The organism is Streptomyces sp. WAC03905, assembly GCF_057371075.1.
Genome location: NZ_JBXYDZ010000003.1, coordinates 3,899,012 through 3,912,707, shown reverse-complemented (window position 1 = coordinate 3,912,707; position 13,696 = coordinate 3,899,012). Strand labels below are relative to the sequence as shown.

12 protein-coding genes, 1 tRNA gene and 2 pseudogenes are annotated in these 13,696 nt (G+C 73.0%); 6 read left to right on the top strand and 9 right to left on the bottom strand.

Going from position 1 to position 13,696, the window contains the following annotated elements:
- Positions 1-23: 23 nt before the first annotated feature.
- From AC2RP6_RS20170 to AC2RP6_RS20160, 3 genes are all read right to left on the bottom strand, one after another.
- Positions 24-1,538: a PP2C family protein-serine/threonine phosphatase gene (locus AC2RP6_RS20170; RefSeq protein ID WP_486447458.1), complete on the bottom strand. Its 1,515-nt coding sequence runs from the start codon at positions 1,536-1,538 to the stop codon at positions 24-26.
- Positions 1,539-1,631: 93 nt separating this feature from the next.
- Positions 1,632-2,132, bottom strand: coding sequence for an FHA domain-containing protein FhaB/FipA (locus AC2RP6_RS20165; RefSeq protein ID WP_486447457.1), 501 nt, complete (start codon positions 2,130-2,132; stop codon positions 1,632-1,634).
- Positions 2,133-2,142: 10 nt separating this feature from the next.
- Positions 2,143-2,961 (bottom strand): FHA domain-containing protein, encoded by an 819-nt coding sequence (locus tag AC2RP6_RS20160; RefSeq protein ID WP_486447456.1) that lies wholly within the window; start codon positions 2,959-2,961, stop codon positions 2,143-2,145.
- Between the two features lie 292 nt (positions 2,962-3,253).
- Here AC2RP6_RS20160 and AC2RP6_RS20155 point away from each other — a divergent pair.
- The 6 genes from AC2RP6_RS20155 (at position 3,254) to AC2RP6_RS20130 (ending at position 8,794) form a co-directional block, all read left to right on the top strand.
- A tRNA-Leu gene (locus AC2RP6_RS20155) sits at positions 3,254-3,336 on the top strand.
- A 270-nt stretch (positions 3,337-3,606) separates the two neighbouring features.
- Positions 3,607-5,307 (top strand): sensor histidine kinase, encoded by a 1,701-nt coding sequence (locus AC2RP6_RS20150; protein WP_486447455.1) that lies wholly within the window; start codon positions 3,607-3,609, stop codon positions 5,305-5,307.
- Positions 5,308-5,316: 9 nt separating this feature from the next.
- Entirely contained in the window at positions 5,317-5,976 is a 660-nt protein-coding gene (locus tag AC2RP6_RS20145; protein ID WP_486447454.1) for a response regulator, read from the top strand.
- A gap of 53 nt (positions 5,977-6,029) precedes the next feature.
- Positions 6,030-7,430 (top strand): DUF2252 domain-containing protein, encoded by a 1,401-nt coding sequence (locus AC2RP6_RS20140; RefSeq protein ID WP_486447453.1) that lies wholly within the window; start codon positions 6,030-6,032, stop codon positions 7,428-7,430.
- Positions 7,431-7,604: 174 nt separating this feature from the next.
- Positions 7,605-8,366, top strand: coding sequence for a hypothetical protein (locus tag AC2RP6_RS20135; RefSeq protein WP_486450388.1), 762 nt, complete (start codon positions 7,605-7,607; stop codon positions 8,364-8,366).
- A gap of 83 nt (positions 8,367-8,449) precedes the next feature.
- Complete coding sequence (locus AC2RP6_RS20130; protein ID WP_078094686.1) at positions 8,450-8,794, top strand: rhodanese-like domain-containing protein; 345 nt, start codon at positions 8,450-8,452, stop codon at positions 8,792-8,794.
- 53 nt (positions 8,795-8,847) lie between these two features.
- Here the strand turns inward: AC2RP6_RS20130 and AC2RP6_RS20125 are convergent, their stop codons facing one another.
- The 6 genes and pseudogenes from AC2RP6_RS20125 to paaA form a co-directional block, all read right to left on the bottom strand.
- On the bottom strand, positions 8,848-9,990 hold the full coding sequence (locus tag AC2RP6_RS20125; RefSeq protein WP_486447452.1) for an acyl-CoA dehydrogenase family protein: 1,143 nt from the start codon (positions 9,988-9,990) through the stop codon (positions 8,848-8,850).
- An 86-nt stretch (positions 9,991-10,076) separates the two neighbouring features.
- On the bottom strand, positions 10,077-11,183 hold the full coding sequence (paaE, locus tag AC2RP6_RS20120; protein WP_486447451.1) for a 1,2-phenylacetyl-CoA epoxidase subunit PaaE: 1,107 nt from the start codon (positions 11,181-11,183) through the stop codon (positions 10,077-10,079).
- The gene (gene paaD / locus AC2RP6_RS20115; RefSeq protein WP_486447450.1) at positions 11,184-11,693 is read right to left on the bottom strand and encodes a 1,2-phenylacetyl-CoA epoxidase subunit PaaD; all 510 of its coding nucleotides are present in this window, start codon (positions 11,691-11,693) and stop codon (positions 11,184-11,186) included.
- Positions 11,687-12,425, bottom strand: a pseudogene (gene paaC, locus AC2RP6_RS20110) (1,2-phenylacetyl-CoA epoxidase subunit PaaC). Before paaC ends, paaD begins: the two are co-directional and overlap by 7 nt.
- Positions 12,422-12,706 carry a 1,2-phenylacetyl-CoA epoxidase subunit PaaB gene (gene paaB, locus AC2RP6_RS20105; protein ID WP_030026914.1) on the bottom strand — a complete coding sequence of 95 codons (285 nt, stop codon included), beginning with the start codon at positions 12,704-12,706 and terminating at the stop codon, positions 12,422-12,424. Before paaB ends, paaC begins: the two are co-directional and overlap by 4 nt.
- A pseudogene (gene paaA / locus AC2RP6_RS20100) lies at positions 12,703-13,684 on the bottom strand (1,2-phenylacetyl-CoA epoxidase subunit PaaA). Before paaA ends, paaB begins: the two are co-directional and overlap by 4 nt.
- Between the last annotated feature and the right edge of the window lie 12 nt (positions 13,685-13,696).

The following is a 13,696-nucleotide window of genomic DNA, read 5'->3' as shown; positions in this document are numbered from 1 at the left end:
GGCAGGCCCCCTGCGCCCGCGGGCTACTTTCCGCACAGGCCGACCAGCTGCTGCTCCTCGGGAGTCAGGCTGGGGCCGGGTGTCTGGCTGTTCTGCGCCTCGGCGCCTCTGCGCTCTTCGTCCTTCTTGCAGGCTGAGACCTGGACGCCGAGGTCGTCCAGCTTCTTGCGGGCACCGTCGAGGCTGCCCTCGCTGATGGTGGCCTCGACCAGCTTGCGCTTGAAGGGCGGCAGGTACTTCAGTTCGATGTCGGGGCGGTCGGTCTCCACCTTGGAGAGCTCCAGCGGTCCGAGCTTCGGGCTGATGCCGCGGAAGAGTGCGACGTGCTCGCCCTTCACGCCGACGTAGAACTGGGTCTGGGTCCAGCGCCAGCCGGCGTAGAGGCCGCCGCCGATGACACCGGCGACGACGAGCAGGGTCAGTGTGCGGGTGGTCCACTTGCGCCCTTTGCTGCGGCGCCTGCGGGGGTGGTTGTACGAGTCGTCGTAGCCGGAGTCGCCGTCGTAGCCGTCGGCCTCGCCGAAGGAGCCGTAGGCGCCACCGCCCTGGCCCTGGTCGCCGTACCCGTAGCCGGGGGCGTCACCGCTGCCGGGCGGGCCGAAGGAGCCTGCGGGCGGGGGGGCCTGGCGGCCGAGGCCGGCGGCGCGGCCGGCGGCGGACTGCATGGCGTTGCCGCCGTCGAAGAGCTGGTGCTGGTTCTCCGCGACCGCTCCGACGACCACCGGGGTGTCGCTGACCTGGGCGGCGAGGGTGTCGCCGCTGTCGGTGTCGAGGACGTCGGCGACGATGCAGGTGATGTTGTCCGGTCCGCCGCCGCGCAGCGCGAGCTGGATCAGGGACTGCACGGTCTCGCGGGGGCCGTGGTAGTCGGCGAGGGTCTCCTCCAGGGTCTGGTGGGAGACGACGCCGGAGAGCCCGTCGGAGCAGATCAGGTAGCGGTCGCCGGCGCGGACCTCGCGGATGGAGAGGTCGGGCTCGACGATGTCGCCGCTGCCCAGCGCGCGCATCAGCAGGGAGCGCTGCGGGTGGGTCGTCGCCTCCTCCTCCGTGATGCGGCCCTCGTCGACCAGGCGCTGCACCCAGGTGTGGTCCTGGGTGATCTGCGTGAGGACGCCGTCGCGGAGCAGGTAGGCGCGGGAGTCGCCGACGTGGACGAGGCCGAGGCGCTGGCCGGTCCAGAGCAGGGCGGTGAGGGTGGTGCCCATGCCCTCGAGCTGGGGGTCCTCCTCGACCATGACGCGCAGCTGGTCGTTGGCGCGCTGCACGGCGGTGGCGAGGGAGGTGAGGAGGTCGGAGCCCGGGACGTCGTCGTCGAGCTGCACGAGGGTGGAGATCACCTCGGAACTCGCGACCTCGCCGGCGGCCTGGCCGCCCATGCCGTCGGCGATCGCCAGGAGACGCGGGCCGGCGTAGCCGGAGTCCTCGTTCCCCTCGCGGATCATGCCCTTGTGGGATCCGGCGGCGAACCGCAGGGACAGACTCATGCGCACCTGCCCTGTCGACGAAGCTTCCTCCGGGTACAACCGGTCTCGAGCCACACTGCCCACCCTCCGGTCGGGAGCGCGCTCGTGTCCGTGTCCTCGGTGGCACGGATCACCGCCGCGCGCTCGCTCCGCTCGCTCATTCTCGTACTACTTCCGCAGCTCGATGACGGTCTTGCCGATGCGGATCGGTGCGCCCGGCGGAATGGGCGTCGGGGTGGTCAGCCGGGTCCGGTCGAGATACGTGCCGTTGGTGGACCCGAGATCCTCGACGATCCACTGGCCGTCACGGTCGGGGTAGATCCTGGCATGGCGGCTGGACGCGTAGTCGTCGTCCAGCACGATCGTGGAGTCGTGGGCGCGGCCCAGGGTGATCGTCTGTCCCGCGAGGGCCACGGTGGTTCCCGTGAGGATGCCCTCGGAGACGACGAGCTTGGTCGGCGCACCGCGGCGCTGGCGCTGCTGCGGGGGCGAGGCCTGGCGGCCGCCCTGCTGCGGGGTCCCGGAGGCGCCGCCGCGGCGTGAGGAGCCGCGCTGGGTCACCCTCGTTCCGAAGAGGTCGCTGCGGATGACCTGGACGGCCACGATGACGAACAGCCACAGAACGGCCAGGAAACCCAACCGCATGACCGTCAGGGTCAGCTCTGACATTGCCCCCGCTTCACCCTTCGGCTTGCCGGTAAATGATGGTGGTGCTGCCCACGACGATCCGCGAGCCGTCGCGGAGCGTAGCGCGGGTGGTGTGCTGCCCGTCCACCACGATGCCGTTGGTGGACCCGAGATCCTGGATCGTCGAGGGCGTTCCGGTCCGGATCTCACAGTGCCGGCGCGATACGCCGGGGTCGTCGATCCGCACGTCGGCTTCGGTGCTTCGGCCGAGTACGAGCGTGGCGCGCGAGATCTGGTGGCGGGTGCCGTTGATCTCGATCCAGTGCCGCCGCGGGCCGCCGGATCCCGCCGGGGCCGCGGGCCCCGGGCCGCCGGGGGCGGGCCTGCGGGCGCCGGGCCCGCCCGGGGGCGGGCCGGCGGGCATGGGAGGTGCGGCCACCGGCGGGTAGCCGTAGCCGCTGGCGGGGGACGGCGGCGCCCCCTGCGGCTGGGAGGTGCTGGAGGCCAGGGTGCGGCTGCGGACCCGGTAGAGCCCGGTGTCGAGGTCCTCGGCCTTCTCCAGGTGGACCTTGATGGGGCCCATGAAGCTGTACCGCTGCTGCTTGGCGTAGTCGCGGACGAGGCCCGCGAGCTCGTCGCCGAGCTGCCCGGAGTAGGGGCTCAGGCGGTCGTAGTCGCCGGCGCTGAGTTCCACGATGAAGTCGTTGGGGACGACGGTCCGCTCGCGGTTCCAGATGGTGGCGTTGTTGTCGCACTCCCGCTGGAGGGCTCCGGCGATCTCCACCGGCTGGACCTCGGACTTGAACACCTTGGCGAAGGTGCCGTTCACCAGACCTTCGAGTCGCTGCTCGAACCGCTTCAGAACTCCCATGGGGCACCTCCTCCGTCGTTGTCGCCCTGTACTGCTTACTGATCGTATCCACGCGTGGCGGATTCGGGTGGTTCCCCATCGCTCCTGTGAGGACGAGTGTTGGTCCTCACAAGCGATCGTAGGGGCGCTCCGGGAACAGTGTCCCGCACCGGGAGCGGAGTGCGGGAGGGGCAGTCCGCACCAGGGCGTATGCCCCCGGGGAAAGCGATGTGAATCCACCCCGTTCTACGTGCTAATGTTTCGACGTCGCCAGGGGAACGGCCCGAAAGGGAAGACCACTGGGACGCTGCTCGGGCGAGTGGCGGAACGGCAGACGCGCTGGCTTCAGGTGCCAGTGTCCTTCGGGACGTGGGGGTTCAAATCCCCCCTCGCCCACATCGACGAGACGGTCGTCACTGCGAAAGCAGTGGCGGCCGTTTCGCTTTGCCCCGGCAACGTGGCCCCGCCACCGGGTGCGCGTGACGCGGGACATGGGGGCGGACGCCGCCCGGTGTGCGGGGTGTGGCGTCGGTCACGACGGGACCGGCCCGGGGGCGCGCACGGCTCCGACTGCTCCCGCCAGGTCCGACTTTCGTCGCGGCGGGTGAGACGAAAGAGGGCGGCCGGGCGCCGGCGCGGGTGTCTAGGGTCGGGCGCGTGGATGTGATGGCGAAGACACGTGCGGGCCTGGACTGGCTCAGGGGCCCCGAACCGTGGACGCGGCGGATGCTGGCCGGGGACCTCGCGCTCGCCGGAGTGCTGGCCATCCTCGGGCTGGGCGTCGAGGAACTCGACGGGGGCAGCGGGCGGCGGATGCTGCTGGGCTCCGTGGTCGTGGTGGCGCTGACGCTGCTGCGCAGGCGGTTGCCGGCGACGACGCTCGTGGCCGGTTCGGCGCTGAGCACGGCCCTGCCGGGGCTGTTCTTCGTCCTGCCGCTGCTGGGCTGGTCCTCCGGGCGGCGGATCGTCGGCGTGGGCCGGGCGCTGGGAGCGTTCACGCTGGCCTTCGTGGCGTCGATCGCCTTCAGCGTCCTGGACCAGTGGTCGCTGATGCGACCGCTGCTGGTGGTGGTGTTCTCCACGCTGATGTTCCTGGCGGTCACCGTGATGCCGGGGCTGGCCAGCCGGTACTGGTCGCAGCGCCGCACCCTGCTCGCCGCGCTGCACGAGCGCAACGGCCAGCTGCTGCGCGAGCGGACCATGGTCGCCGGGCAGGCGCGGCTGCGCGAGCGCCAGCGCATCGCCCAGGACATGCACGACAGCCTCGGCCACCAGCTGGCGCTGATCTCCGTGCACACCGGTGCGCTGGAGGTGGATCCCGAGCTCACCGACCGTCAGCGGGAGGCCGTGGGCGTCCTGCGCCAGGCCTCGGTCTCCGCCATGCACGAACTGCGCGAGGTCGTCGGCATCCTGCGCGACGGCGTGGAGGCGCCCCAGCCGGTGGAGGAGGCCCAGCCCGCGGCGCGCGGCGTGGCCGGGATCGCCGGGGTGGTGGAGGCGGCCCGGGGCGCCGGGACCGAGGTGCGGATGACCACCTCGGGGCGGCCCAGGCCGCTGGTGGCGGCCTGTGACCACGCCGCGTACAGGATCGTGCAGGAGGCCCTGACGAACGCCTACAAGCACGCTCCCGGGGCGCCCATCACGGTCGAGCTGCGCTATGAGGACGACTCGCTGGTGGTGGAGATCGCCAACGGGCCGTCGACGGGCCCCGGCGAGGACGTGGTGTCGGGCGGGCAGGGACTGACCGGGCTGCGCGAGCGCGCCCGGCTGGTCGGCGGCATGGTGCACGCGGGTCCCGCCGAGGGCGGCGGGTTCCGGGTGGCCGGGGTGCTCCCGTACGGAGCGGAGCAGGCCGGCGCCCAGGACGTGGCCGACGACTTCGGCCAGCGGGCGCAGGCGCAGAAGCTCACGCAGCCCCGGGCGCGCGGGCGCCGCGGAGAGCAGCAGCCGATGGACTGGGCGGCGGTCGACCGGGAGCTGGCCGTACGGGTGCCCAGCCGCACCGGCGGCATCGCGATGGGCTGCGGGATCGCCTTCGCGGCGGTGGTGGTGCTGGTGATCGTGATGGTCGCCGCGGCGGTGATGCTGCTGGACTCGGCGGGCGACTCGATGATCGGCCGGGACGAGTACGACGCCGTGCACGTGGGCGAGAGCGAGACGGCGGTGCGCGAGCGGCTGCCGAGCGGCGAGAGCTTCCTGACCGCGGGCGCCGACCGGAAGGGGCCGCCGCGGCCGCAGGGCGCGCAGTGCCTGGTGCTGCTGGCCGACGACCAGAGCGGCAACTCCCTGTCCACGGAGCTGGTTTTCCGGTTCTGCTTCAAGGACGGCAAGCTCGTGGACAAGCAGGCGTACGAGGTCAAGCAGTAGGAGCAGGGGGTGACAGCCGAAGTGATCAGAGTGGTGATCGCCGACGACGAGCCGCTGATCAGGGCCGGGATCAGGATGATCCTGACCTCGGCGCCGGACATCGAGGTGGTCGCGGAGGCGGCGAACGGCCGGGAGGCGGTGGATCTGGCCCTCTCCCACGCCCCCGCGGTGATGCTGCTCGACATCCAGATGCCCGTGATGGACGGGCTGACCGCGCTGGGCGAGCTGCGGCGGACCGCGCCGGAGGTGCGCGCCCTGATCCTCACCACCTTCGGCGAGAAGGAGAACGTGCTGCGGGCGCTGGGCCAGGGCGGTGCCGGGTTCCTGCTGAAGGACTCGGCGCCGGGCGAGCTGATCGGGGCGGTCCGGGCGGCCGCGGCCGGGGACGCCTACCTGTCGCCGGGGGCCACCCGGCACGTGGTGGACCAGCTGGCGTCCGGGAGGGCCGCCGGGCGGGGTGAGGAGGCCCGCCGCCGGGTCGCCGAGCTGAGCGAGCGGGAACGGGGCGTCCTGGCGCTGCTCGGGGAGGGCCTGTCCAACGCGGACGCGGGCCGGCGCCTGCACATGAGCGAGGCGACCGTGAAGACGTACGTCAGCCGGATCCTGGCCAAGCTGGGCTGCGAGAACCGGGTTCAGGCGGCACTGCTGGCCAGGGACGCCGGGCTGTAGATACGGTCAGCCCGTTCTCGAAGCGATCACATGAACGGGTGGGGGCGACGCCGATGGCGGCGACAGCGGGACAGCGGATTCCGGACGTGGCGGGGTTCGCACCGCGCGTGGCGGCGGACTCGCCGAAGGAGGCGGGCAAAGCGCTGCGCGCCCGCCTGCCGAGGGCGGCCCACGCAGGCTTCACGGTGCCGGCCGGGCGGCCGGACGCGGTGCGGGCGGTGAAGGAGTCCAACGCCGGGCGGGTGGCGGACCTGACGCCGATACGGGTCGGCCGGATGGCCGCCAACCCCTTCGCGTTCCTGCGCGGGGCCGCCGGGCTGATGGCGCACGACCTGTCGGGCGGTCCGGTGACCGGCGTCGGCGCACAGATCTGCGGCGACGCACACGCGGCGAACTTCGGCCTGTACGGGGACGCGCGGGGCCGGCTCGTCATCGACCTGAACGACTTCGACGAGACCGTGTTCGGTCCGTGGGAGTGGGACGTGAAGCGGCTGGCGGCCTCGCTGGTGCTGGCCGGCCGGGTCGCCGGAGCGGACGAGGACACCTGCCGGGCGGCCGCGTTCGACGCCGTGGGCGCCTACCGGCGGACCATGAGGCTGCTGGCCAAGCTGCCCGCGCTCGACGCGTGGAACGCCATCGCCGACGAGGAACTGGTCTCGCACGCCGACGCCCGCGATCTGCTGGGCACCCTGGAGCGGGTCTCGGAGAAGGCCCGCAACAACACCTCGGCGCGGTTCGCCACCAAGTCCACCGAGATCGCGCCGGACGGCGGCCGCCGCTTCGTCGACGCGCTGCCCGTGCTGCGCCGTGTCACGGACGCGGAGGCGGCGGCGGTGGCGGCCTCGCTCGGCCCCTACCTGCACACCCTGCAGGGCGACCGGCTGCCGCTGCTGGCCCGGTACGCGATCCACGACGTGGCCTTCCGCGTGGTGGGCACCGGGAGCGTCGGTACCCGCTCCTACGTGGTCCTGCTGCTCGACCACCGGGGCGAGCCGCTCGTGCTGCAGGTGAAGGAGGCACGGCCCTCGGTGCTGCTGCCGCACCTGCCGGGGCTGGGCTTCACCCCGGCTCCCGAGGAACACGAGGGCCGCCGGGTGGTGGCCGGGCAGAAGCGGATGCAGGTGGTCTCCGACATCATGCTCGGCTGGACCACGGTGGAGGGGCGGCCGTACCAGGTCCGCCAGTTCCGCAACCGCAAGGGCAGCGTGGATCCGGCGGCGCTGACCCCCGACCAGATCGACGACTACGGGCGGATGACCGGGGCCCTGTTGGCCCGCGCGCACGCGCACAGCGTCGACCCCCGGCTGCTCGCCGGGTACTGCGGCAAGAACGAGGAGCTGGACGAGGCGGTGGCGGCCTTCGCCGTGGCCTACGCCGACCGGACCGAGGCCGACCACGCCGACCTGGTGGCCGCGGTACGGGCCGGCCGGATCGCCGCGGAAGCCGGAGTGTAGGGCGCCCGGTGGCACGGGCCGCTGCGCGGCGGGCGATGTTTCACGTGAAACATCGCCCGCGCGGGCGGGCCGTACCCTGGCCGGGTGAGCGAGCAGACCGAGCACCCTGAGCAGACAGTCCCCGGTGGGTCCGGCGACTCCTCCGTCACCGGCGAGGAGCGCCCCGAGGCGCGCCTGGAGCGGGCCGTACGGGCCGCCGAACAGGCGCTGATCGAGTTCGAGATCGCGGTGGAGACCTTCCGCGTGGAGGTGGAGAACTTCTCCCGCCTGCACCACCAGAAGCTCGGCCCCATGTACACGCGGCTCGACGAGCTCGACGCGCTGATCGCCGAGGCGAAGGCGGCGCGCACCGGGGATGCCGAGGACCTGCGGCGGGCCCGCGACGCCCGCTCGCTGGTCATGCCGATGCCCGGGGTGGACGAGCTGTTCCACGACTGGCTGGGATCCGAGGGCATCTCCGACGACGCCGCCGCGATGCTCACCGACCGGCCCGTGCGGCCGCCGGAGCGGGTCCGGCCCTCGGAGGAGGTCCGCCGCCTCTATCGCGAGCTGGTCCGCCAGGCCCACCCCGACCTGGCCCAGGAGGAGGGCGAGCGGGAGCGCCGCGACGCCTTCATCGCGCGGGTCAACGCCGCCTACGGGCGGGGCGACGAGGGTCTGCTGCGCGAGCTGGCCGAGGAGTGGGCGGCCGGGCCGGCGCCCGAGGCTTCCGCACCCGGCGAGAGCGACGAGCTGTACGCCCGGCTGGAGTGGCTGGCCCGCCGCAAGGAGCTGCTGGCGCTCGTGGCGAAGGAGCTGGAGGAGAGCGCCATCGGGTCGATGCTGCGGATGGCTCCCGACGACCCGGACAGGCTGCTGGAGGAGATCGCGGAGCAGCTGCTGGCGCAAGTCTCCGAGCGCGAGGCACTGCTGGCGGCCGAGCTCGCCGCCGAGTGACTGCGGGCGTCCCTTACGGACGTGGCCGGGCCGGCGGGTCGGATAGGTTGGCGGCAGACCTGTGAAGAGAGAAGGCGACAGTTATGAACTTCGGACCGCTTCCCTCGGTGGACGCCGCCGCGGTGCCCTCCGAAGGCTTTGTCCTCGACGTCCGTGAGGACGACGAATGGGCGGCCGGGCACGTCGAGGGTGCTCTGCACATCCCGATGAGCGACTTCGTGGCCCGCTTCGGCGAGCTGACGGAGGCCGTCGAGGACGGTCGCCGCGTGTACGTGATGTGCCGGGTCGGCGGGCGCTCCGCGCAGGTCACCCAGTACCTGGTGCGCCAGGACATCGACGCCGTGAACGTCGACGGCGGGATGCAGGCCTGGGACGGTGCCGGGCGGCCGATGGTGACCGACAACGGAAACCCGGCCTTCGTCCTCTGAAGCCTTGCCCCGGGCCCCGCGGGGCCCGGCGGCTCGGACCGGCTCGGGCCGGCTCAGGCGAGGGGGTGGGCGGCCAGCAGGTCGCCCAGGGCCTCCTCGTGCGCGGCGGCCGGACCCAGCTGGAGCTCCAGCTGTTTGGCCCAGGCGTGGTAGCGGTGCAGCGGGTAGTCGGTGTCGGCGCCGAAGCCTCCGTGCAGGTGCTGGGCGGTCTGCACGACCCTGCGGACGCCCTCCGAGGCCCAGATCTTCGCGACCGCCACGTCACCGGCGGTGGGCAGCGGACCGCCGGCGCCGCGCGTGGCGGCGTCGAGCCGCCAGGCGGCCTGCCACAGGGTGACCTCCATGGCGCGCAGGTCGATGTAGCGGTCGGCGGCCTGGACGGCGACCGCCTGGAAGGTGGCCACCGGGAAGCCGAACTGCTCGCGCTTGCTGGTGTACTGGCTCGTCATGCCGAGGACGCCCTCGCCCAGACCGAGCGCCAGCGCGCAGGTCCCGGTGGTGAGGACCTGGTGGAGCCGCTCCCAGGCTCCCGGGGTGTCGATCAGGTGGCTCGGCTCCACCCGTACGCCGTCCAGGGCGAGTTCGGCGAACCGTTCCCCGCTGGTGGAGACCTGCTCGGCGAGGGCGAGCCCGTCCGCGGTGCGCGGGACCAGGGCGAGGACGGCGTCGCCCTGGCCGGTGTGGGCCGGTACGGCGATCCAGTCGGCCGTGTGCGCCCAGGGGACGGCGGTCTGGGTGCCTTCCAGGATCCACGCGTCGCCGTCGAGCCGTGCGGTGACGGCGAGTTCGGCCGGGTCGTGGCCGGAGCGGCCGTGCGCGGCGGCGGTCAGGACCAGCGTGCCGCGGCAGGCGCCGGGCAGCAGGGCGGCGGCCAGTTCGGGACTGCCGTGTGCCTGGACGGCCATGGCGGTCGCGCAGTGCTCCAGCAGCGGGACCCGGGCCAGCACCCGGGCGGCCTCGCGCAGGACGAGGCACAGGGCGATGGTGTCCAGGCCCGCGCCGCCGTGCTCCTCGGCCAGGACGAGGCCGAGCAGGTCGGACGCGGCGAGCCTGGCCCACAGCGGGCGGTCGAAGTCGTCGGCGACGGCACCCGGGGTGAGGGCGGGGCTGGGCACGCCGTCGGGCGCGACGTCCGCGAACACGGCCCGGGCCGCCTCGACGGCCGCCCGCTGCTCCTCGGTGAAGGTGAAGTCCACTGCCTGTCCTCCCGTTCTGACCTGACGGTGCGTCAAGATAGAACACGTTCCTGAAAATGGACAGGGGAGGACAGCCGGGACACCCCCTAGCGGTCGAAGTCGATCTCCACTTCCTCGGTGACCGGGTGGGACTGGCAGGCCAGGACGAAGCCCGCGTCCGTCTCCTCGGCCTCCAGGGCGAAGTTCCGGTCCATCCGGACCTCGCCGGACACCACGAAGGCACGGCAGGTTCCGCAGACGCCGCCCTTGCAGGCGTACGGCGCGTCCGCGCGGTTGCGGAGCACCGCGTCCAGCAGCGACTCCCCCTCCTGCACGGGCCAGGTGCCCGAGCGGCCGTCGAGACGTGCGGTGACCCGGGCGGCCGCGGCGGCCGCGGACGCCGCCGCGCGGACCGGCGCGGGGGTGGTGTCCTCGACGTGGAAGATCTCCTCGTGCACCCGGCTGCGGGCGACGCCGAGCCCGTGCAGGGCCCGCTCCGCACCCTGCACCAGGCCGTAGGGCCCGCACAGGAACCAGCCGGTGACCTCCGCCACCGGCAGCAGCGCGGGCAGCAGGGCCGCCAGCCGCTCCTCGTCCAGCCGGCCGGAGGGCAGCCCGGACTCCTGCTCCTCCCGTGAGAGGACCGTGACCAGCTGGAACCGCGACGGATAGCGGTCCTTGAGGTCGGCGACCTCCTCCAGGAACATCGTCGAAGCGGCCGTGCGGTCGCTGCGCACGAGGCAGAAGCGGGCGTCGGGCCGCGCGGCCAGCAGGCTCGCCGCGATCGACAGCACGGGCGTGATCCCGCTGCCGCCGACGATCGCGGCGTAGTGCCCGCAGGCCGGGGCCGCGACGGGGTCCAGCACGAAGCGCCCGGCCGGGACCATGACGTCCAGCACGTCGCCGGCGGTGATCTCCTTGTGCGCGAACGTGGAGAACTCACCGCCCTCGACGAGCCGCACCCCGACGCGCAGGTGCGCGGGACCCGGGCCGTCGGCCGCCGGGGCGGCCGAGCAGATCGAGTAGGTGCGGCGGACCTCGGCGCCGCCCTCGGGCGCGGTGCGGCGCAGCGTCAGGTGCTGACCGGGGGCGTGCCGGTAGTCCTCGCGGAGTTCCGCGGGGACCCGGAGGGTCAGCGCCACCGAGTCGTCGGTGAGCCGGTCGACTTCCGCCACCGTCAGCGGGTGGAACGCGCCGTGGCGGGGGGCGGCCATCTACAGCTCCTTGAAGTGGTCGAACGGTTCGCGGCAGGAGGTGCAGCGGCGCAGCGCCTTGCACGCGGTGGAGGAGAAGCGGCTGAGCAGCTCGGTGTCGGTCGATCCGCAGTGCGGGCAGCGGACGGACAGGGTCACCGGGACGGGACCGCCGGCCGCGTGCGGCCGGGGCGGGGCGATGCCGAACTCGGCCAGTTTGCGGCGGCCCTCGGCGCTGATGTCGTCCGTGGACCAGGCCGGGGCCAGCACGGTGGTCACCCGCACGGCGGGGATGCCGTGGTCGGTCAGGATCCGCTCGATGTCGGCCGACATGGCCTCGATGGCCGGGCAGCCGGTGTAGGTGGGGGTGAGGGTGACCTCGGCGTGGCCGTCGTCGTGCATCCGCACCCCGCGCACCACGCCCAGCTCGCCGAGGGTGAGCACCGGCAGCTCGGGGTCCGGGACGGAGCCCGCCAGCGCGGCCAGCTCGGCCTCCAGGCGGGTCGTCGTGGCGTCGGCGGTGGTCACCATGACGCCCCCGGGTGGCTGCGGTGCAAGTGCTGCATCTCGGCCAGCATCCGGCCGAAGGACTCGGTGTGCAGACCCTGGCGGCCCGCCCCCGCCGCCCAGGCGCCGGTGCGCGGACCCTCGGGCAGGGTGAGCCCGGCCCGGTCCACGACGTCGGTCAGCGCGGCCAGCCACCGCTCTTCGAGAGCGGCCCAGTCCACGCCGTCGAGGCCCTCCACCGGCTGGAAGAGCTCCCCGGTGAACTTCCACAGGGCCTTCAGCGCCGCCTGCATGCGCGTCCGGCTCTCCTCGGTGCCGTCGCCGAGCCGCAGCGTCCACTGCTCGGCGTGGTCGCGGTGGTACGCCGTCTCCTTGACGGCCTTGGCCGCGAGCGGCGCGAACGGGCCGTCGCCCCGGGCGAAGCTCCGTGTAGAGCTCGTGCTGGTGGACGGAGAAGTAGAGCTGCCGGGCGATGGTGTGGGCGAAGTCGCCGTTGGGCTGCTCGACCAGCTGCAGGTTGCGGAAGGACCGCTCCTCGCGCAGGAACGCCAGCTCGTCCTCGTCGCCGACCATGGACAGCAGGATGCGGGCCTGGCCCAGCAGGTCGAGGGCGATGTTGGCGAGGGCGACCTCCTCCTCCAGGACCGGCGCGTGGCCCGCCCACTCGCCGAGGCGGTGGGAGAGGATCAGCGCGTCGTCCCCGAGGGCGAGGGCCGCCGCGGTGGTGGTGTCGGCGTTGGTGTCGAGGCCGGTCACAGGTGGCTCACCCCCTCCGGGATGTCGTAGAAGGTGGGGTGCCGGTACGGCTTGTCGGCGGACGGGGCGAAGAAGGGGTCCCGCTCGTCCGGCGAGGAGGCGGTGATCGCGGTGGAGGGGACCACCCAGATCGAGATGCCCTCGTTGCGCCGGGTGTAGAGGTCGCGGGCGTTGCGCAGGGCCATCTCCGCGTCGGGGGCGTGCAGGCTTCCCGCGTGCGTGTGCGAGAGGCCGCGGCGCGAGCGCACGAACACCTCCCACAGGGGCCAGTTCTGCGTCATACCCGTGCCTCCTCGTTCTGTCCGGCGGGCTTCGCCGGCTGCTGTGCCGCCTGCTTCTGCGCGTACGCGGCGGCCGCGTCGCGCACCCAGGCGCCTTCCTCGTGGGCCTTGCGGCGCTGGCTGATCCGCTGCTCGTTGCAGGGGCCGTTCCCCTTGAGCACGTCCCAGAACTCGGCCCAGTCGATGGCGCCGAAGTCGTGGTGGCCGCGCTCCTCGTTCCACTTCAGGTCGGGGTCGGGCAGGGTCAGGCCGAGGGCCTCGGCCTGGGGGACGGCGATGTCCACGAACCGCTGGCGCAGCTCGTCGTTCGAGTGCCGCTTGATGCGCCAGGCCATCGACTGCGCCGAGTGCGCCGACTCGTCGTCCGGCGGGCCGAACATCATCAGCGAGGGCCACCACCAGCGGTCCACCGCGTCCTGCGCCATGGCGTGCTGCTCCTCGGTGCCCTTGGACAGGGCCATGAGGAAGCTCGAAGCCCTGGCGCTGGTGGAAGGACTCCTCCTTGCAGATCCGGACCATGGCGCGGGCGTAGGGGCCGTAGGAGCAGCGGCAGATCGGCACCTGGTTGGTGATCGCCGCGCCGTCCACGAGCCAGCCGATCGCACCGACGTCCGCCCAGGTCAGGGTGGGGTAGTTGAAGATCGAGGAGTACTTCTGCTTCCCCGAGTGGAGCTTGTCGAGGAGCTCGTCGCGGCTGGTGCCGAGGGTCTCGGCCGCGCTGTAGAGGTAGAGGCCGTGGCCCGCCTCGTCCTGGACCTTGGCCATGAGGATGGCCTTGCGGCGCAGCGAGGGCGCCCGGGTGATCCAGTTGGCCTCGGGCTGCATGCCGATGATCTCGGAATGGGCGTGTTGCGCCATCTGCCGGACCAGGGAGGCGCGGTACTGCTCGGGCATCCAGTCGCGCGGCTCCACGCGCTCGTCCGCCGCCACGGCGGCGTCGAACGCCGCTGCGAGCTGTGCGCCCAGGTCAGCCGTCATGCCCGTCCCGTC

Coding starts and splice junctions, on each gene's coding strand:
- AC2RP6_RS20165 (WP_486447457.1), bottom strand. CDS start 2,132: ATGTCAGAGCTGACCCTGACGGTCATGCGGTTGGGTTTCCTGGCCGTT.
- AC2RP6_RS20160 (WP_486447456.1), bottom strand. CDS start 2,961: ATGGGAGTTCTGAAGCGGTTCGAGCAGCGACTCGAAGGTCTGGTGAAC.
- AC2RP6_RS20150 (WP_486447455.1), top strand. CDS start 3,607: ATGGCGAAGACACGTGCGGGCCTGGACTGGCTCAGGGGCCCCGAACCG.
- AC2RP6_RS20140 (WP_486447453.1), top strand. CDS start 6,030: ATGGCGGCGACAGCGGGACAGCGGATTCCGGACGTGGCGGGGTTCGCA.
- AC2RP6_RS20130 (WP_078094686.1), top strand. CDS start 8,450: ATGAACTTCGGACCGCTTCCCTCGGTGGACGCCGCCGCGGTGCCCTCC.
- paaE (WP_486447451.1), bottom strand. CDS start 11,183: ATGGCCGCCCCCCGCCACGGCGCGTTCCACCCGCTGACGGTGGCGGAA.
- paaD (WP_486447450.1), bottom strand. CDS start 11,693: ATGGTGACCACCGCCGACGCCACGACGACCCGCCTGGAGGCCGAGCTG.
- paaB (WP_030026914.1), bottom strand. CDS start 12,706: ATGACGCAGAACTGGCCCCTGTGGGAGGTGTTCGTGCGCTCGCGCCGC.